The organism is Isoptericola haloaureus, from assembly GCF_036689775.1.
GTDB lineage: Bacteria > Actinomycetota > Actinomycetes > Actinomycetales > Cellulomonadaceae > Isoptericola > Isoptericola haloaureus.
Genome location: NZ_JBAGLP010000116.1, coordinates 303,823 through 322,470, shown reverse-complemented (window position 1 = coordinate 322,470; position 18,648 = coordinate 303,823). Strand labels below are relative to the sequence as shown.

General features: G+C 75.0%; 16 protein-coding genes. 15 read left to right on the top strand and 1 reads right to left on the bottom strand.

The features are described from left to right. Nucleotide 1: 1 nt before the first annotated feature. A complete protein-coding gene (locus V5O49_RS06945; RefSeq protein ID WP_405001154.1) occupies nt 2-1,033 on the bottom strand; it encodes an AAA family ATPase in 1,032 nt (343 codons plus the stop codon). A 297-nt stretch (nt 1,034-1,330) separates the two neighbouring features. Between V5O49_RS06945 and mraZ the strand changes: the two genes are divergently transcribed. The 15 genes from mraZ to V5O49_RS06870 all read left to right on the top strand — a co-directional run bounded on the left by mraZ (nt 1,331) and on the right by V5O49_RS06870 (nt 18,609). After that, on the top strand, nt 1,331-1,804 hold the full coding sequence (mraZ, locus tag V5O49_RS06940) for a division/cell wall cluster transcriptional repressor MraZ (RefSeq protein ID WP_332901587.1): 474 nt from the start codon (nt 1,331-1,333) through the stop codon (nt 1,802-1,804). 144 nt (nt 1,805-1,948) lie between these two features. Continuing rightward, entirely contained in the window at nt 1,949-2,968 is a 1,020-nt protein-coding gene (rsmH, locus tag V5O49_RS06935; protein WP_332901777.1) for a 16S rRNA (cytosine(1402)-N(4))-methyltransferase RsmH, read from the top strand. After that, nucleotides 2,965-3,396, top strand: coding sequence for a cell division protein FtsL (gene ftsL, locus V5O49_RS06930; protein WP_332901586.1), 432 nt, complete (start codon nt 2,965-2,967; stop codon nt 3,394-3,396). The genes rsmH and ftsL overlap by 4 nt, the downstream gene beginning before the upstream one ends. A 59-nt stretch (nt 3,397-3,455) precedes the next feature. Further along, entirely contained in the window at nt 3,456-5,312 is a 1,857-nt protein-coding gene (locus V5O49_RS06925; protein WP_332901585.1) for a peptidoglycan D,D-transpeptidase FtsI family protein, read from the top strand. Nucleotides 5,313-5,340: 28 nt separating this feature from the next. After that, nucleotides 5,341-6,939: a UDP-N-acetylmuramoyl-L-alanyl-D-glutamate--2,6-diaminopimelate ligase gene (locus tag V5O49_RS06920; protein ID WP_332901584.1), complete on the top strand. Its 1,599-nt coding sequence runs from the start codon at nt 5,341-5,343 to the stop codon at nt 6,937-6,939. After that, nucleotides 6,936-8,345 carry a UDP-N-acetylmuramoyl-tripeptide--D-alanyl-D-alanine ligase gene (locus tag V5O49_RS06915; protein WP_332901583.1) on the top strand — a complete coding sequence of 470 codons (1,410 nt, stop codon included), beginning with the start codon at nt 6,936-6,938 and terminating at the stop codon, nt 8,343-8,345. The genes V5O49_RS06920 and V5O49_RS06915 overlap by 4 nt, the downstream gene beginning before the upstream one ends. Continuing rightward, nucleotides 8,342-9,424 carry a phospho-N-acetylmuramoyl-pentapeptide-transferase gene (gene mraY / locus V5O49_RS06910; protein ID WP_278237146.1) on the top strand — a complete coding sequence of 361 codons (1,083 nt, stop codon included), beginning with the start codon at nt 8,342-8,344 and terminating at the stop codon, nt 9,422-9,424. The genes V5O49_RS06915 and mraY overlap by 4 nt, the downstream gene beginning before the upstream one ends. Then, nucleotides 9,421-10,851, top strand: a complete 1,431-nt coding sequence (gene murD, locus V5O49_RS06905) for a UDP-N-acetylmuramoyl-L-alanine--D-glutamate ligase (protein ID WP_332901582.1) — start codon at nt 9,421-9,423, stop codon at nt 10,849-10,851. The genes mraY and murD overlap by 4 nt, the downstream gene beginning before the upstream one ends. A 9-nt stretch (nt 10,852-10,860) precedes the next feature. Beyond that, nucleotides 10,861-12,099 carry a putative lipid II flippase FtsW gene (gene ftsW, locus V5O49_RS06900; RefSeq protein WP_332901581.1) on the top strand — a complete coding sequence of 413 codons (1,239 nt, stop codon included), beginning with the start codon at nt 10,861-10,863 and terminating at the stop codon, nt 12,097-12,099. A gap of 11 nt (nt 12,100-12,110) precedes the next feature. Beyond that, a complete protein-coding gene (gene murG / locus V5O49_RS06895; protein WP_332901580.1) occupies nt 12,111-13,253 on the top strand; it encodes an undecaprenyldiphospho-muramoylpentapeptide beta-N-acetylglucosaminyltransferase in 1,143 nt (380 codons plus the stop codon). Further along, on the top strand, nt 13,250-14,746 hold the full coding sequence (murC, locus tag V5O49_RS06890; RefSeq protein WP_332901579.1) for a UDP-N-acetylmuramate--L-alanine ligase: 1,497 nt from the start codon (nt 13,250-13,252) through the stop codon (nt 14,744-14,746). The genes murG and murC overlap by 4 nt, the downstream gene beginning before the upstream one ends. Before the next feature lie 257 nt (nt 14,747-15,003). Continuing rightward, on the top strand, nt 15,004-15,738 hold the full coding sequence (locus V5O49_RS06885; RefSeq protein ID WP_332901578.1) for a cell division protein FtsQ/DivIB: 735 nt from the start codon (nt 15,004-15,006) through the stop codon (nt 15,736-15,738). A 166-nt stretch (nt 15,739-15,904) separates the two neighbouring features. Further along, nucleotides 15,905-17,248 carry a cell division protein FtsZ gene (ftsZ, locus tag V5O49_RS06880; RefSeq protein ID WP_278237152.1) on the top strand — a complete coding sequence of 448 codons (1,344 nt, stop codon included), beginning with the start codon at nt 15,905-15,907 and terminating at the stop codon, nt 17,246-17,248. Next, the gene (gene pgeF, locus V5O49_RS06875; RefSeq protein ID WP_332901577.1) at nt 17,245-18,051 is read left to right on the top strand and encodes a peptidoglycan editing factor PgeF; all 807 of its coding nucleotides are present in this window, start codon (nt 17,245-17,247) and stop codon (nt 18,049-18,051) included. The genes ftsZ and pgeF overlap by 4 nt, the downstream gene beginning before the upstream one ends. Before the next feature lie 81 nt (nt 18,052-18,132). Next, nucleotides 18,133-18,609: a cell division protein SepF gene (locus V5O49_RS06870; RefSeq protein WP_332901576.1), complete on the top strand. Its 477-nt coding sequence runs from the start codon at nt 18,133-18,135 to the stop codon at nt 18,607-18,609. Nucleotides 18,610-18,648 lie beyond the last annotated feature (39 nt).

Sequence of the window (18,648 nt, the reverse complement as noted above, 5' to 3'; positions counted from 1 at the left end):
GTCAGCGGGGCTGGTGGTGGGCGGCGGCGCCGCCGACGGGGACGTCCGCGCGGGTCGGCACCGGGGTCTGCCGGACGACCTCCTCGACGATGCCGGAGGCGTCGAGGCCGCCGAGACGGGACTCGGTCGACAGCACGAGGCGGTGCGCCAGCACGGGGATCGCCAGCGCCTGGACGTCGTCCGGGAGCACGTGCATCCGGCCGGCCATGGCGGCGTGCGCCTTGGCGACCTTCAGCAGCTGCAGCGACGCGCGCGGCGAGGCCCCGAGGCGCAGCCCGGGGTGCTCCCGGGTCCGTCCCACCAGGTCCAGGATGTACTGCTTGACGGCGGGTGCCGCGTGCACGGCACGGATCCAGCCCGCGAAGCGCAGCATCGTGTCGGCGTGGGTGACCGTCTCCAGGTGCTCCAGGGGGTCCGCCGACGTCTGGGCGTCGAGCATGCGCATCTCGGCCTGGTTGTCGGGGTAGCCCACCGACAACCGGGCCATGAACCGGTCCCGCTGCGCCTCGGGCAGCGGGTACGTGCCCTCCATCTCGACCGGGTTCTGCGTGGCGACCACCAGGAAGGGCTGCGGCAGGGCGTAGGTGGACCCGTCGATGGTGACCTGGCCCTCCTCCATGCACTCCAGCAGCGCCGACTGCGTCTTCGGCGAGGCGCGGTTGATCTCGTCGCCGATCACGACGTTGTTGAACACCGGACCCGGCCGGAACTCGAACTCCCCGGTGGTCGAGCGGTAGATGTTGACGCCGGTGAGATCGCTCGGCAGCAGGTCGGGGGTGAACTGCACCCGGCCGACGCGGGAGTCGATCGTGCGTGCCAGCGCCTTGGCGAGCGTGGTCTTGCCCACGCCGGGCACGTCCTCGACCAGCAGGTGCCCCCCGGCCAGCAGGACCGCGACCGTCAGCCGGGCCAGGTCGGGGCGTCCGGTGACGACGCTCTCCACCTGGTCGCGCACGCGGGCCGTGGTGGCCACCAGCTCGCCCAGCCCGGCCCGCAGGGCCTCCTGCCCGCCGTCGGGCGGCGTCTGCGACAGGGTGCCGGTGACGTGGTCGGTCTGCACGGTGCGGCCTCCGGTGGTGTTGCGGGTACGCCTCGCAGCCTATCCGGTCCCACGCCTGGTCCGTGACCCGGGTCACGCGTCCGGCGGGGTGCGCAGCCGCCGAGAGGGCCTCGGTGGCGCCTCGGCCCTCCACTTCACCCCCGACGCTCTGACCTGCGACGACGCGGGGCGCCGATGCCCAGGTGGAGGAAAGAGGGCCGAATCGGCGCGCCCGGTGGAGGAAAGTGGAGTAGCGTGGAGGAAGCGGGAGCCCGAGGGGAGGTGCGGACCGTGGCAGGAGCGCTGGGGGACCAGTTCCCGGGTACCGGGCTGCTGCTCGGGACGTACACCCCGAGGCTCGACGAGAAGGGACGGCTGATCCTGCCGGCGAAGTTCCGTTCCCGACTCGCCGCCGGGCTCGTCATGACGCGAGGGCAGGAGCGCTGCGTGTTCCTGCTGCCGATGGACGAGTTCTCCCGCATGTACGAGCAGGTCCGGCAGGCGCCGGTCACCAGCCGGCAGGCACGCGACTACCTGCGCGTGTTCCTGTCGGGGGCGAGCGACGAGGTGCCGGACAAGCAGGGTCGCGTGGTCATCCCCGCGAACCTGCGCGAGTACGCGGGCCTCGGCCGGGACGTCGCCGTCATCGGCGCCGGCACCCGGGTCGAGGTCTGGGACGCCGGTGCGTGGGAGAGCTACCTGTCCGCGCAGGAGGCGGACTACTCCGACGTGGCCGAGCAGATCTTCCCCGACCTGCAGTTCTGAACCGACCGACGACGACACCAGCACAGCAGCGGCCCCGCACGGCGAGGCCTCTCCCCGCGAGGGTCTGGCGCACTTCCCCGGCGCCAGAACGACGCGGAGGGAGACCTGGTCGGGCGGGGCCGCGACAGGAAGGAGGGGCCCGTGGTGGACGAACGACCGGACGACGCGGCACGGCCGACGAGCGACCGCCACCTGCCGGTGCTCCTCCAGCGGTGCGTCGACCTGCTCGCCCCGGCCCTGGCCGAGCCCGGCAGCGTCCTGGTGGACTGCACGCTCGGGATGGGCGGGCACACCGAGGCCGTGCTCGAGCAGGTCCCGACCGCCCGGGTGCTCGGTATCGACCGGGACCCGCAGGCACTCGAGCTCGCCGGGCGGCGGCTGGCCCGCTTCGGCGACCGGTTCACCCCGGTGCACGCCGTGTACGACGAGATCGCCGACGTCGTCGACGAGCACGCCGACGGCGCGGTCCAGGGCGTCCTGATGGACCTGGGCGTCTCCTCGCTCCAGCTCGACGAGCCGGAGCGCGGGTTCTCCTACGCCCAGGACGCCCCGCTGGACATGCGCATGGACCCCTCGCGGGGCATCACGGCCGCCGACGTGCTGAACACCTACGACGAGGCGGACATCGCCCGCGTCCTGCGTCGCTACGGCGAGGAGCGGTTCGCCCCGCGGATCGCCCGCGCGGTGGTCCGACGGCGGGAGCGCGAGCCGTGGGCACGGACCGCCGAGCTCGCCGACGCGGTCCGCGCCGCCATCCCGGCGGCCGCGCGGCGCACCGGGGGCAACCCGTCCAAGCGGACGTTCCAGGCGCTGCGGATCGAGGTCAACGGCGAGCTCGAGGTGCTCGAGCGGGCCGTCCCCGCCGCGATCGAGGTGCTCGCGGTCGACGGCCGCATCGTCGTGGAGTCCTACCACTCGTTGGAGGACCGCATCGTCAAGCGGGCCATCGCCCGCGGCACCACGTCCAGCGCGCCGCCCGACCTCCCCGTCGAGCCGGAGACCCACCGGCCCTACCTCGAGGCCCTCACCCGCGGCGCCGAGGAGGCCGACGAGGCCGAGCGGGAGCGCAACCCGCGGTCGGCCTCGGTCCGCCTGCGCGCCGCCCGCCGACTGCGACCCACGCCCGCCCACCTGCTCGGCCCGACCTGGAAGGAGTCACGATGAGTGCTCTGCGAGCCTCCACCGTCCACCCGGTGCCCCGTGGCGAGCCCACCCCGCGCCGCGCGCCCCTGCGCGCCGTCGAGGGAGGAGCCGGCCGTCGCTTCGACGCCGTCCGGGCGCCGTTGCAGGCCACCTCCGGGGTCCCCTTCATGCTGCTGTGCGCCCTGGTGCTGGTCGCGGCCCTGCTGGCGGCGCTGCTGCTCAACACCACGATGGCGCGCGGGTCCTACGAGATGTCCCGGCTGCAGCGCGAGGCGGGCCTGGTCGCGCAGGACGTCCAGGAGGTGCGGTCCGAGCTGCGGGCCGCCGAGGCCTCGCTGCCGCAGCAGGCCGAGCGGCTCGGCATGGTGCCCGCCGAGGAGATGACCATGCTGTCCGCCGCCGACCGGGCCGTCGTGCCGGGACCCACGGAGCCCGCGGAGCAGCCGTGAGCCCGACACGCCCGGTGCGCCGCCGCGGCGGACGGCCGTCGGGGGCGCAGGATCGTGCTGTGCAGACCAGACGACCCGGGGGAGCCCGGGCCGGTGCGGCGGGCGCGTCGCGCGGTGCGGCGACGGCCGGCCGCGGGCGGACGCCCCGGGCGCCGGGACGCCTGGCCGGCGACCCCGAGCGTCGGCAGCGCTGGCTGATCGCCCTGGCGGCCCTCGTGGTGACGGTGTTCGTGGGCCGGCTGGTGGACGTCCAGGTCGTCCAGGGACCCGCGCTGGCGTCCACGGCCCAGCAGGCCCGGCTCGCCACCCAGGTCACCCAGGCCCACCGCGGCGACATCCTCGACGCCGAGGGGCGCGTGCTGGCGACGTCCGTGGACCGCTACCGGATCGTGGCCGACCAGGTGAACATCCAGGGGTTCCGCGGCAACGGCCGCCGCGACGCGGACGGCGACCCCGTGCAGGACGGCGCCCTGGGCATCGCCCAGCTGCTGGCCCCGGTCCTGGGCGAGAGCGAGGCCACCCTCGGTGCCCGGCTGAACGGCGAGGACAGGTACGTGGTCCTGGCCCGCGACGTCGTGCCGGAGGTGCAGCGCGCCGTCTCGGCCCTCGGCCTGTACGGCTCGGTGTTCTCCCACCTGACGTCGGAGCGCACCTATCCCGCCGGCACCGTGGCCGGCCCGCTGCTCGGGCACGTCAACAGCGAGCAGGTCGGCGTGGGCGGTCTCGAGGCCACCTTCGACGACGTGCTCGACGGCACCGACGGCACGCTGACCTACGAGCGCGGCCGGGACGGCGCCCGGATCCCGGTGTCCGAGCTGGAGTCCGTCCCCGCCGAGCCCGGCGAGGACGTCCAGCTGACCCTCGACTCGGACGTGCAGTGGAAGGCGGAGGAGCTGCTCGACCAGGCGGTCGCGGACACCGGGGCGAGCTACGCGATCGCCGTCGTCCAGGACCTGCGGACCGGGGACGTCGTGTCGATGGCCGACTCCGGCGAGGTCGACCCGAACGGGACCTCCGGCGACGTCGCCGACGGCTCGCGGGCGGTGAACGTCGTCTTCGAGCCGGGGTCGACCGGCAAGGTCATCTCGATGGCCGCCGCCCTCGAGGGCGGCTACTGGGAACCCACGGACGAGTTCGAGGTGCCGGACCGCTACACGGTCGACGGCGAGACGTTCCGCGACTCCCACCCGCACCCCGTCGAGCGCTGGACCCTCGCGGGCATCCTCGCCCAGTCCTCCAACGCCGGCACCGTGATGATGGGCGAGGAGATCCCGTTCGCGGTGCGCTACGACTACCTGCGCAAGTTCGGGTTCGGCCAGCGGACGGCGCTCGGGCTGCCGGGGGAGAGCGCGGGCATCCTGCCCGACGAGAACATCGACGAGATCGAGAACCGCACGCCCTACACGGTGCTGTTCGGACAGGGCGTCGCGGTCAGCGCCATGCAGGCCACCCAGGTGTTCTCGACCATCGCCAACGACGGCGTGCGCATGCCGGCCACCCTGGTCGCCGGCACCCGCACCGCGACCGGCGAGCTCGTCCCCGCCGAACGCGACGAGGGCACGCGCGTGGTGTCCTCGCAGACCGCGAACGACGTGCTGACCATGATGGAGGCCGTCACCGCCGAGGACGGCACGGGGACGGCGGCCCAGGTCCCGGGATACCGGGTGGCGGGCAAGACCGGCACCGCGCAGATGTTCGAGGGCGGCGGCACCACCTACGTGGCCTCGTTCATCGGCGTGGCACCCGTCGACGACCCCCGCTACACGGTGTCGGTGTTCCTCAAGAGCCCCCGGTCCTCGATCTACGGCGGGGTGGTGGCCGCTCCGGTCTTCAGCGAGCTGATGGGCTACGTGCTGCGTGCCGACGGCGTCCCGCCGTCCGACGAGCCGGCCGACCTGTTCCCGCTGACCTGGTGACGAGCCGGCACCAGGTAGGTTCTTCCCCGTGACATCCCCGACCGATCGCATCCGGCCCGCGGTGCTCGTCCCGCGACGCGTGGCCGACCTCGTGGCCCGGTTCGACCTGACCACCGCCGTCCCCGGCCCGGACGCCGCGGCGGAGGTGACCGCGGTCGCCAGCGACAACCGTGCCGTGGCCGCCGGCGACCTCTTCGTGGCACTGCCCGGCGCGCGCGCCCACGGCGCGGCCTTCGCCGCCGACGCCGTGTCCCGCGGCGCCCACGCCGTGCTGACCGACCCGGCGGGCGCCGACCGGCTGCGCGACCTGACGGTGCCCGTGCTCGTGACCGACGACCCGCGCACCCTGCTCGGTCCCGTCGCCGCGTGGGTGCACGGTGCCCCCGCCGAGCGGCTGACCACGTTCGGCATCACCGGCACCAACGGCAAGACCACCACGACCTACCAGCTCGACCACCTGCTGCGCTCCCTGGGACGCCGCGGCGGTCTCGTCGGCACGGTCGAGACGCGGTCCGGCGACCGGGTGCTGCCCAGCCGGCTGACCACCCCCGAGGCCTCCGACCTGCAGGCGGTGCTCGCCGCGATGTGCGAGGACGGCGTCGACTCGCTGTCGATGGAGGTCTCCTCGCACGCCATCGCGATGCACCGCGTCGACGGCGTGGTCTACGACGTCGCCGGCTTCACCAACCTCAGCCAGGACCACCTCGACTTCCACGGGGACCTGCCCACGTACTTCGCCGCCAAGGCCGAGCTCTTCACGCCCGCCCGGGCGCGCCGGGGGGTCGTCGTGGTCGACGACGCCTGGGGCGAGCGCATGGCCGCCGCGGCCACCGTCTCGGTCGAGACCGTCCGGACCACGGCGCCCGCGCCGGACTCCCCGGCGGCCGACTGGACCGTCTCCGAGGTGGTCCCGCACGGCACCGGCTCGGCCTTCACCCTGACCCGGACCGACGGGCTCTCCCTGCGGACGTCCACGTCCCTGCCGGGACACTTCAACGTCGCCAACGCCGCGCTGGCCGTGGTGATGGTGCTCGCCTCCGGCGTCGACCCGCAGGACGTCGTGGCCGCGCTCGAGGCGGGGGACGGGCTGTCCGCGCGGGTACCCGGCCGGATGGAGGTCGTCGGCCCCGGGGGCGACGGTCATCCCCGCGTCGTCGTCGACTTCGCGCACAACACCGACGCCCTCGAGCTGGCCCTCGCGGCGCTGCGCCCGACGACGACCGGGCGCCTGGCCGTCGTCTTCGGCGCTACCGGCGACCGCGACCCGGGCAAGCGCCCGGCGATGGGTGCGGCCGCCGTCGCGGGTGCCGACGTCGTGGTCATCACCGACGACGACCCGCACGACGAGGACGCCGCCGCGGTCCGCGCCGCCGTGCGCGCCGGCGCCGAGGCGGCCCGCGAGAGCGCGGCGGCCGCCGGCCGCACCGTGACCGTGACGGAGGTCGCCCCGCGCGGCGAGGCCGTCCGGCGCGCCGTGCTGGAGGCCGCCGGCACGGACACGGTGCTCGTCGCCGGCCGCGGCCACGAGACCTTCCAGGAGGTCCGCGGCGTGGACCTCGAGCTGGACGACCGCGTCGAGGCGCGCGCCGCGCTGCACGCCCGCGCAGAGAGGACCCCCACCGCATGATCGAGCTCACCGCCGCCGAGGTCGCCGCCGCGACCGCCGGGTCGCTGCACGGCGCCGGGGACGACGCCGTCGTCACCGGTCCCGTGGTCGTCGACTCCCGGCAGGTGTCACCCGGCGCGTTGTTCGTCGCGCTGCCCGGCGAGCACGTCGACGGGCACGACTTCGCCGCCTCCGCGGTCCGGGACGGCGCGTCCCTGGTGCTGGCCGCCCGCGCCGTCGACGGCGTGCCGTGCGTCGTCGTCGACGACGTCCAGACGGCCCTCGGCGAGCTCGCCCGGGCCGTGCTGGCCCGCCTGCGCGAGGCCGCCGAGGTCCGCGTCGCCGCCGTCACCGGCTCGGTGGGCAAGACGACCACGAAGGACCTCCTGGGCCAGCTGCTCGTGCCCGAGCTCGGCGAGGACGCCGTGGTGGTGCCCCTGGGCTCGTTCAACAACGAGATCGGGCTGCCCCTGACGGTGCTGCGGGCGACCGCGGACACCCGCCTGCTGGTGCTGGAGATGGGCGCCGACCGGCCCGGCAACATCGCGGACCTGACCCGGATCGCGCCCCCGGACGTCGGCATCGTCCTGGCGGTCGGCACGGCCCACCTCGGGGTCTTCGGGGACGTCGAGACCATCGCGCGCACCAAGGGCGAGATGGTCTCCGGCGTGCGTCCGGGCGGCGTCGTGGCCCTCAACGTCGACGACACCCGTGTCGCGGCGATGGCCGACCGTGCCGAGCCCGGCACCGAGGTGGTCGGCTTCGGCACGATCTCCTCGGCCGACGTGCGCGCCCAGGACGTCACGGTCGACGGCGGCCGGGCGCGGTTCACGCTCCGCGCCGGCGGCGAGACCGCCGACGTCGCGCTCCGGCTCGTCGGCGCGCACCACGTCACCAACGCGCTCGCGGCCGCGACGGCGGCCCTGCGGCTCGGCGTCGACCTGGCGGTCGTGGCCGAGCGGCTGTCGGCGGCGACGCCGCAGAGCCCGCACCGCATGGCGGTCACCGAGCGGGCGGACGGCGTGACGGTGGTCGACGACTCGTACAACGCCAACCCCGACTCGATGCGGGCCGCCCTGCGTACCCTGGCCGTGATGGCCGGTCGCTCGCGGCGGTCGGTCGCCGTGCTGGGGGAGATGCTCGAGCTCGGGGACGTCGCGCGGACCGAGCACGACGCCATCGGCCGCCTGGCCGTGCGGCTCAACGTCAAGCTGCTGGTCGTGGTGGGCGAGGGGGCTTACCACATCCACGAGGGAGCCCAGCAGGAGGGGTCCTGGGGAGAGGAGTCGGTGTTCGTGCCCGATCTGGCGACGGCGCGCTCGCTGCTGGCCGAGACCCTCACCGACGGTGACGTCGTCCTGGTCAAGGCCTCGCACGGCTCCGGCCTGTGGAGCCTGGCCGACGAGCTGGTGGAGGTCGCCGGATGATCGCCGTCCTCGCCGCCGCCGGCGTCTCCCTCCTGGTCGCCCTGCTGGGCACCCCGCTGTTCATCCGGTTCCTCGTGCACCGCAACTACGGCCAGTTCGTGCGCCAGGACGGTCCCACGGCGCACTTCACCAAGCGCGGCACGCCCACCATGGGCGGGGTCGTCATCATCGCCGCCACCCTGCTGGGCGTCGCGGCGTCGATGATCTGGGCCGGCCGCCCGCCGAGCGCCTCGGCGCTGCTCGCGCTGTACCTCATGACGGGGCTGGGGCTCGTCGGCTTCCTGGACGACTTCACCAAGATCCGCAAGCAGCGGTCCCTGGGGCTGACCGCGAAGGCGAAGATCGTCGGCCAGGGTTTCGTGGGCATCTCGTTCGCGGTGCTGGCGCTGCAGTTCCCCAACGCGAACTCCCGCACGCCCGCCTCGACGAAGATCTCGTTCCTGCGGGACACCGACCTGGACCTCGCCTTCGCGGGGACGACCATCGGGCTGATCCTGTTCGTGATCTGGGCGAACTTCCTCATCACCGCGTGGTCGAACGCCGTGAACCTCACCGACGGCCTGGACGGCCTCGCGACCGGGTCGTCCCTCATCGTCTTCGGCGCGTACATCCTGGTGGGCATCTGGCAGCTGAACCAGTCCTGCCAGCGGCTCGCGGCCGCCGGACCCGGCTGCTACGAGGTGCGCGACCCGCAGGACCTCGCGATCGTCGCGGCCGCCGTCATGGGCGCCTGCTTCGGCTTCCTGTGGTGGAACGCCAGCCCCGCCAAGATCTTCATGGGCGACACCGGGTCCCTCGCCCTCGGCGGCGCGCTCGCGGCGCTGTCGATCCTGACGCGCACCGAGATCCTCGCGGCCGTCATCGGCGGCCTGTTCGTCATCATCGTGCTGTCGGACATCATCCAGATCGGCTCGTTCAAGCTGACCGGCAAGCGGGTGTTCAAGATGGCCCCGCTGCACCACCACTTCGAGCTGTCCGGGTGGGGCGAGGTCACCATCGTCATCCGGTTCTGGCTCATCGCGGGACTGTTCTCCGCCCTCGGCATGGGCATCTTCTACGCCGAGTGGGTCGTCAGTTGAGCCCTCGGGCGCGCGACGTCGACCTGGCCGGCGCCCGGGTCGTCGTCGCCGGGCTGGGTGTCACGGGTCGCGCCGTCGTCGAGGCGCTCGCCGGCCGGGCCGGCACGGTGACCACCGTGGACGGCCGTGCCGCGGACGCGGACGTGACCGGCGCGGACGCGGCCGACCCGGCGGTGGCCGCCGACCTGGTCGCACGGTCCGACCTCGTCGTCGCCTCCCCGGGGTGGGCACCGACGACCCCGCTGCTGGCCGCGGCGCAGCAGGCCGGCGTCCCCGTGTGGAGCGAGGTCGAGCTGGCCTGGCGGCTGCGCAGCGGGGCTCCGTGGCTCGCCGTCACCGGCACCAACGGCAAGACCACCACCGTGCAGATGCTGGCGTCGATCCTGACCGCCGCCGGGCTGCGTACCGCGACGGTCGGCAACGTCGGCACCCCGGTGCTGACCGCGGCGCAGGACCCCGACCTGGACGTGCTGGCCGTGGAGCTGTCCAGCTTCCAGCTCCACCACACCCTCACGATGACGGTCGAGGCGGGCGCGGTGCTCAACGTGGCCGACGACCACCTGGACTGGCACGGGTCGGCCGCGGCGTACGCCGCCGACAAGGGTCGGATCTACCACGGCGCGCAGGTGGCGTGCGTGTACAACGTGGCGGACCCGCGCACCGAACGTCTCGTGCGCGAGGCCGACGTGGCCGAGGGCGCCCGGGCGGTCGGCTTCACCCTCGGCGCGCCCGGCCCCGGCCAGCTCGGCGTGGTCGAGGACGTGCTGGTCGACCGCGCCTTCCACACGGCCGCCGACGCCCCCGACCGGCACCGCACGGCCGCGGAGCTGGGAACGCTCGCCGACCTGGCCCACCTGGGCGGTCCGCAGGGTGCGCCCCCGCACGTCGTGGCCAACGCCCTGGCCGCCGCCGCCCTCGCCCGCGCCCACGGGGTCGAGGCCCGGGCCGTGCGCGACGGTCTGCGCCGCTTCTCCGCGGACGCGCACCGCGCCGCCGTCGTGCGCACGCTCGACGGGGTGACCTACGTCGACGACTCCAAGGCGACCAACGCCCACGCCGCGGCCGCCTCGCTGGCCGCCTGCGCTCCCGGCACCGGCGTGTGGATCGCCGGCGGTCTGGCCAAGGGGGCGACCTTCGACGACCTGGTGGCGAGCCGGGCCGACCGGCTGCGGGCCGCCGTCGTCATCGGCACCGACCCGGAGCCGTTCACCGACGCACTGGCCCGACACGCGCCCGAGGTGCCGGTCCGCGTGATCGATCCCGGCGACACTGGCAGCGTGATGCGTCGCGCGGTGTCCGCGGCGCGGCAGGCCGCCCGGGAGGGCGACACCGTGCTGCTGGCCCCGGCCGGCGCGTCCATGGACCAGTTCGCGTCCTACGCCGCGCGGGGGGAGGAGTTCGCCTCCGCGGTGCAGGACCTGACGTAGGGGAGCACGATGGCGGTCACGCCCGCGGCGCGCACGCGCAGCACCGACCGGCCGTGGCTGGGGCAGTGGAACTCCGCGGTGACGAGCTACTACCTCGTCGTCGGGGCGACCGGGCTGCTGCTGCTCATCGGACTGGTCATGGTGTTCTCCAGCACGGCCGTCACCTCGATCGCCGCCGGCGAGTCCCCCTACGCCGCCGGGCTGACGCAGGCACGCTTCGCCCTCATCGGCCTGCCCGTGCTGCTGGTCGCGGCCCGGCTGCCGGTGCGGTGGTACAAGCGGCTGGCCTGGCCGGCCCTCGCCGTGGCCGTCGTCCTGCAGTCGCTGACGCTCGTGCCGGCGCTGGCGCGCGCGCAGGGCGGCAACGTCGGCTGGATCTCCCTCGGCGGCGTCACGGTGCAGCCGGCCGAGGTGAGCAAGCTCGCCCTGGCCGTCTGGCTCGGGGTCGTGCTCGGGCGCAAGCAGCACCTGCTCGGGTCCTGGGCGCACGCGATCGTGCCCGCCGTGCCCGGGGCGCTGATCGTCCTGGGACTGGTCATCGCCGGGAACGACCTGGGCACGATGCTGGTCATCGCCGGGCTCGTGGCGGGAGCGCTGTGGGTCGCCGGTGCGCCGTGGCGCATGCTCGCGCTGGGCGGTGCCGCCGCGGTGACGGCGATCGTCGGGCTCTTCGTGCTCGGCAACTCCAACCGCATGGGACGCATCCTGGCGACCTACGGCGAGTGCACCGACGCCGAGGGCCTGTGCTACCAGTCCCTGCACGGCATGTACGGCCTGGGTACCGGCGGGCTGTTCGGCGTCGGGCTCGGGGCCAGCCGCGAGAAGTGGCGGTACCTGCCCGAGGCGCACAACGACTTCATCTACGCCATCATCGGCGAGGAGCTCGGTCTCCTCGGCACCCTGCTCGTGCTGTCGCTGTTCGTGGTGCTCGGGGTCGCCATGGCGCGGATCGTGCGGCGGCACGAGGACCCGTTCGTCAAGATCACCACTGCCGCCGTGGCGTGCTGGATCGTGGGCCAGGCGTTCGTCAACATCGGTGTCGTGCTGGGGCTGCTGCCGGTCATCGGTGTCCCGCTGCCGCTGGTGTCCGCCGGCGGGTCGGCCCTGGTGACGACCATGGCGGCCCTGGGCATGGTCATCAGCTTCGCGCGCTCCGAGCCGGGTGCCGCGGAGGCGCTGGCGGCGCGCCCGAGCGTCGTGCGCCGCTCGCTCACCGTGCTGGGCGGTGCGCGCCGCCGGGGCCGGTAGGGTCTGCGCGTGTGAAGACTTCCTCCGTGCGCTCTGTCGTGCTGGCCGGCGGAGGGACCGCCGGCCACGTCAACCCGCTGCTCGCCGTGGCCGACGAGCTGCGGGCCCGTGATCCCGAGACGTCGTTCCGGGTGCTGGGCACCGCGGCCGGCCTGGAGGCCGACCTCGTCCCCGCCGCCGGCTACCCGCTCCACGAGATCCCCCGGGTCCCGCTGCCGCGCCGTCCGAGCCCGGACCTGCTGCTGCTGCCGGGCCGCCTGCGCGCGGCCGTGCGGTCGGCGCAGGACGCCATCACCGAGATCGACGCCCGGGCCGTGGTCGGCTTCGGCGGCTACGTGTCCACCCCGGCCTACCTGGCGGCGCGGCGTCTCGGCGTGCCGGTGGTGATCCACGAGCAGAACGCCCGCCCGGGTCTGGCGAACCGGCTCGGTTCCCGCTGGGCGGCCGCCGTGGGCACCACGTTCGCCGACACGACGATCGCCGGGGCCACCTGCGTCGGGCTGCCGCTGCGCCCGGCGGTCGCCGCCCTGGTGGACGAGCGCCGGGCGGACCCGGCCGGTTCCCGGACCCGCGGGGCCGCCGCGCTCGGCCTCGACCCCGACCTGCCGACGCTGCTGGTCACCGGGGGGTCCTCCGGGGCCCTGAACGTCAACCGGGCGGTGACGGGTGCCGCCGCCGCGCTCCTGGACGCGGGGATCCAGGTGCTGCACCTGACCGGCCGGGGCAAGGACGCCGAGGTGCGCGAGGCCGTGGCGGCGCTAGCCGGCGACCACGACGTGTCCCGCTACCACGTGCGCGAGTACCTGTCGGACATGCAGCACGCGCTGGCCGCCTGCGATCTCGTCGTCGCGCGGTCCGGTGCCGGGACGGTCTGCGAGCTCGCCGCGCTGGGGCTGCCCGCGGTGTACGTCCCGCTGCCGATCGGCAACGGCGAGCAGCGGCTGAACGCCCGCGACGTCGTCGGGGCCGGCGGCGGCATCGTGATCGACGACGCCGCGTTCACCCCGGAGCGGGTCGCGGCCGAGGTGCCCGCCCTGCTCCAGGACCGGGCACGGCTGGCCGCCATGGCCGAGGCCGCCGGCTCGGTCGGGGTCCGCGACGCGGCGGCCCGGGTCGCCGACATGGTCGAGGCGGCCGCCGGGGCAGCCCGATGAGCGCCCCGTCCGCCGTCGCGGCGCTCGGGCGCGTCCACCTCGTCGGCGTCGGCGGAGCCGGGGTGTCCGTCGTCGCCCGTCTGCTCGCCGCCCAGGGGGCCCCGGTCCAGGGGTCGGACGCCGTCGAGAGTCCCGCGCTGTCCGCGCTGCGGGCCGACGGCGTGACCGTGTGGGTCGGGCACGACGCCGACCACGTCGTCGCGCCGGACGGCACCCCGCGGGTCGACACCGTCGTCGTCTCCACCGCCGTGCGGGAGAGCAACCCCGAGCTGGCCGCCGCGCGCGCGGCGGGCCTGCGGGTCCTGCACCGCTCCCAGGCGCTCGCCGCCCTCATGCAGGGGCGGCGCACCGTGGCGGTCGCCGGCGCGCACGGCAAGACCACGACCTCGGCCATGGTGGCCACCGTGCTCGCCGCGGTCGGGGTGGACGCCTCGTTCGCGATCGGGGGCACGGTCCGACGGCGGGACGCCACGGGGGAGCGGACCGTGCCGGGCGGCCACGCCGGCAGCGCGGACGTGCTGGTGGCCGAGGCCGACGAGTCCGACGGGTCGTTCCTCAACTACGCCCCGACGGTGGCGGTGGTGACCAACGTCGAGGCGGACCACCTCGACCACTACGGCTCGCACGAGGCGTTCGAGCAGGCGTTCGGGGACTTCGCCGCGCGGATCACCCCCGACGGCGCGCTCGTCGCCTGCGCGGACGACGCCGGCTCGGCCCGGCTGGCCGCCGCGCACCGCGAGGGCGGCCGACGGGTGGTCACCTACGGCACCGCGGAGGGTGCCGACGTCCGCGTGCGGGACGTCGTCGTCGGTGCCGGGACCGTCCGCGCGGTCGTGTCCGGCGGGCCCCTGGGTGCGACGGACCACGTGCTGGACCTCGACGTGCCGGGGGCGCACAACGCCCTGAACGCCACCGCCGCGGTCGTCGCCGCCGTGCTGCTCGGGGCGGAGCCGGCGGCCGCCGTGGCGGGCGCCGGCACGTTCGTGGGGACGGGTCGACGCTTCGAGCCGCGCGGCGAGGTCGCGGGCGTGCGGGTGTTCGACAGCTACGACCACCACCCGACCGAGGTCGAGGCGCTGCTGCGCGCGGCCCGCCCGGTGGCCGGCGACGGACGGGTGGTCGTGCTGTTCCAGCCCCACCTGTACTCGCGCACGCGGATCTTCGCCGACCGGTTCGCCGCGGCCCTGGCGCTCGCCGACGAGGTCGTGGTGACCGGGGTGTACCGGGCGCGGGAGGACGTCGACCCGCAGGTGACGGCGCGGACCATCACCGACCGGGCCGGCGCGACGGTCTCCGGGGGGCGGGTCCGCCCGGTCGAGGACCGGCTCGCGGCCGCCCACGCCGTGGCGGAGCTGGCCCGTCCCGGTGACGTCGTCCTGACCGTCGGCGCCGGCGACGTCACCGAGCTCGGCCCCGTCGTCCTCGCGGACCTGGCGGCCCGTCACGGCGTGGCGGACCCCTCGGGGCCCGCGCCGGACGCGACCATGGGGTGATGCGTCCTCCTCCTCGTCCCCGCGCGCCCGAGCGGTCCCGGCCGGACCCGGCGGGGACGTCCGCGCCGTCGGCGGGGGCGCGGGGCCGTGCCCCGCAGCGGTCGGGCTCCCGTGCTCGTGCGGGCGACGGTGCGCGGTCGAGCGGCAGCGCCCGCTCCTCCGACAGCGCCCGCTCCGCCGCGAGCCCGGCGCGCGCCCGGCCGTCGGCTCCCGCGCGGGCGCCGCGCCCGGCGCCGTCGCCGGCGGCCGACCCCCGGGTGTCGACCACCATGGCGGAACGGCGGGCCGAGCGGTCGGCGATGCGCCGTCACCGGTCGTGGCGCACCGTGCTCGTGGTCGTGCTGGTGCTCCTGCTCGCCGGGGGAGCCGGCTGGGTGGTCGGGTGGTCCGACCTCTTGGCGCTCGAGGCCGACGAGGTGGCCGTGACGGGGGCCGACTCGTCCGTCGTCGACGGCGAGCGGGTCCACGAGATCGCCGTCGCGGCCGCCGGCACGCCGCTGGCGCGGCTGGACGCCTCGGGCATGGCGGAGGAGATCCGCGGGCTGCGCGGTGTCAAGGACGTCGCGCTGGAGCGGTCGTGGCCGCACGGGCTGCAGGTGTCCGTCGTGGCGCGCGAACCGGTCGCCGCGGTCCCGGACGACGGTGACTTCGTGCTGCTCGACGACGAGGGTGTCCGCCTCGGCCGTCGGGGCGCGGTGCCGGAGGGGCTCCCGGTGGTCTCGGTGCCGCTCGAGCAGGAGTCCGTCCGCGCGCTGCGGGCGGCGCTGGCCGTGGTCGCGGCGCTGCCGCCCGGTCTGGCCGCCCGCGTGGAGACGGTGAGCGCCCGCACCCAGGACGACGTCGAGACCGTGCTCCGCGACGGACTGAGCGTCCGGTGGGGCGGTGCGGAGCGGCTGCCGCTGAAGGTGGAGGTCGTGCGCACCCTGCGTCAGGTCGGCGGCGACGTCGCCGTCATCGACGTGTCCTCGCCCGAGCTTCCCGTGACCCGTTGAGAGCCGTCACACCGCTCGCGACACGCCGAGGCACGTGCGGCCCGCGCGGGTGTCGGCGAAATACCGTCGGTGGCAAGCAGCAACCTGACATAACACTCACCTTCAACTATAACCTGAAGGTTTGGTCGGTGGCAGTCAGGACCGGAACGACCCGAGAGGCAACGACGTGGCAACTCCGCAGAACTACCTGGCAGTGATCAAGGTGGTCGGCATCGGCGGTGGCGGCGTGAACGCCGTGAACCGCATGATCGAGGTCGGCCTCAAGGGTGTCGAGTTCATCGCCATCAACACCGACGCGCAGGCCCTGCTGATGTCGGACGCCGACGTCAAGCTGGACGTCGGCCGCGAGCTGACGCGCGGGCTCGGCGCGGGGGCGGACCCCGAGGTCGGCCGCAAGGCCGCCGAGGACCACGCCGAGGAGATCGAGGACGTCCTGCGCGGGGCGGACATGGTCTTCGTCACGGCGGGCGAGGGCGGCGGCACCGGCACCGGCGGCGCGCCGGTCGTGGCCCGCATCGCGCGGTCGCTGGGTGCGCTGACCGTGGGCGTGGTCACCCGGCCGTTCACCTTCGAGGGGCGTCGCCGCTCGGTGCAGGCCGAGCAGGGGATCGAGCAGCTCCGCGAGGAGGTCGACACCCTCATCGTGATCCCGAACGACCGGCTGCTGTCGATGTCGGACCGGAACGTCTCGGCGATCGCCGCGTTCCACTCCGCCGACCAGGTGCTGCACTCCGGGGTCCAGGGGATCACCGACCTCATCACCACCCCCGGCCTGATCAACCTGGACTTCGCCGACGTGAAGTCCGTGATGCAGGGGGCCGGGTCCGCCCTCATGGGCATCGGCTCGGCCCGCGGGGAGGACCGCGCCGTCCAGGCCGCCGAGCTCGCGATCTCCTCGCCGCTGCTGGAGGCCTCCATCGACGGCGCGCACGGCGTGCTGCTGTCGATCCAGGGCGGCAGCGACCTCGGCCTGTTCGAGGTGCACGAGGCGGCACGCCTGGTGCAGGAGGCGGCCCACCCCGAGGCGAACATCATCTTCGGCACGGTCATCGACGACGCGCTCGGCGACGAGGTCCGGGTCACGGTCATCGCCGCCGGCTTCGACGGGGGACTGCCCAAGCCGCGCGAGGACTCCCGGGCGCTCGGGCAGGTCACCGGCAGCTCCGCGGCCGGCCGGCCGGCCGTCGACGACGGTGCGGCCGGGCGTCCGGCCCCGGCCTCCGCGACGAGCCCGGCGTCGCCGGCCGGTGGTCAGGGCGTCTCCCCGGCGACCGCCCCGGTGCCCGCCGCCGAGCCCGCGCACGCCCGTCCGCGGCCGATCCCGGCGGACCCGGACGACGTGCCGGCGAGCCTGGAGCCGGTGGGCGGCAGCCCGCGCCCGGCGCAGCTCGGTGTCGTCGAGGAGGGCAACGGCGAGGGCGTGACGGTCGAGCGTCCGGTGGACGTGCCCCGGATGGTCGACCAGTCCCGGCCCGCCGAGGACCTCGACGTCCCCGACTTCCTCAAGTGACCTCACCCGTCCCCTGGGCCCAGGAGGCCATGTTGCCCGAGGACTTCGGCGCGGGTCTGCTGCGGGCAGACCTGGGCGAGGGTGTGGTGGCGGGGTTCACCACGCGGCACGGCGGCGTCTCGCCGGCGCCGTGGTCGTCCCTCGACCTGGCCGACACCACGGGTGACGACAGCGCGCGCGTCCAGCGCAACCGCGACCTCCTGGCCGAGTGGGTCGGGGCCCCCGTGGCCTTCGCCACGCAGGTGCACGGCGCGGACGTCCTCGATCTCGGACCGGCCGAGCGTGCCGAGTGGTCCGGTGCGCCCCCGATGAGCGCCGGTACCGCGGACGGCCTGGTCACCGCGGAACCGGGACTGGGGCTCGGCGTGCTCGTCGCGGACTGCGTCCCGGTGCTGCTCGCCGACCCCGTGGCCCGGGTGGTCGGCGTCGCCCACGCCGGACGCCGGGGACTCGTCGCCGGCGTCGTGGACCGGGTCGTCGACCGCCTGCTGGCGCGCGGCGCCGAGGTGGACCGGCTGCGCGCCGCCGTCGGGCCGGCGGTGTGCGGGGCGTGCTACGAGGTGCCGGAGGACCTGCGCGACGAGGTCACCGCCGTCGTGCCCGAGAGCTGGTCGACCACGGCGCGCGGCACCGCCGGGCTGGACCTGCCGGCCGGGGTGACGGCCCGGCTCGCCGCGCGGGGCGTCGTCACCACACGGGTCGATCGCTGCACGATGACCGACGCGGACCTGTTCTCGCACCGTCGGGCCACGGCCGCCGGCGAGGTCGCGGGACGCCAGGCGGGTGTCGTCGTCCTGTCGTGACGTCGGCGTGTCGCGATCCGCCTAGCGCGTCGTGCTGGATACCGTCAAGTCACTGACGTACCGACGAAACGGAGCAGGGCGATGGGCGGAGCGCTTCGCAAGACGATGCTGTACCTGGGGCTGGCCGACGACCAGCGCCCCGACGGGGAGTACCTCGACGACTACGACGAGGAGCTGGAGCCGGTGCGTGACGACGACTACCAGGCCGAGGTCACGCCGCTGCACCGTGACGGGGTGCCGGCCGACGCGCTCGTCGGCGGCGACCTGCGTCGCATCACCACCATCCACCCGCGGTCGTACAACGACGCGCGGCTGATCGGCGAGGCCTTCCGCGGCGGGACGCCGGTCATCATGAACCTGTCGGACATGGACGACTCCGACGCCAAGCGGCTCGTCGACTTCTCGGCGGGACTGATCTTCGGCCTGCGGGGCTCCATCGAGCGGGTCACGAACAAGGTCTTCCTGCTCTCGCCCGAGCACGTCGAGATCACGGGCGAGGAGCAGGTCGCCCCGCGGCCGACCGAGGCCCGTGCGGGAGCCTTCTACAACCAGAGCTGAACCCACCACCACGACGCGCGGCCCGGGCACGCCCCTCGG

Bases quoted from the DNA above. Each gene is read 5' to 3' on its own strand.
- ftsW (WP_332901581.1), top strand. From the start codon at position 10,861: ATGGCGGTCACGCCCGCGGCGCGCACGCGCAGCACCGACCGGCCGTGG.
- V5O49_RS06870 (WP_332901576.1), top strand. From the start codon at position 18,133: ATGGGCGGAGCGCTTCGCAAGACGATGCTGTACCTGGGGCTGGCCGAC.
- mraY (WP_278237146.1), top strand. From the start codon at position 8,342: ATGATCGCCGTCCTCGCCGCCGCCGGCGTCTCCCTCCTGGTCGCCCTG.
- ftsL (WP_332901586.1), top strand. From the start codon at position 2,965: ATGAGTGCTCTGCGAGCCTCCACCGTCCACCCGGTGCCCCGTGGCGAG.
- V5O49_RS06915 (WP_332901583.1), top strand. From the start codon at position 6,936: ATGATCGAGCTCACCGCCGCCGAGGTCGCCGCCGCGACCGCCGGGTCG.
- murC (WP_332901579.1), top strand. From the start codon at position 13,250: ATGAGCGCCCCGTCCGCCGTCGCGGCGCTCGGGCGCGTCCACCTCGTC.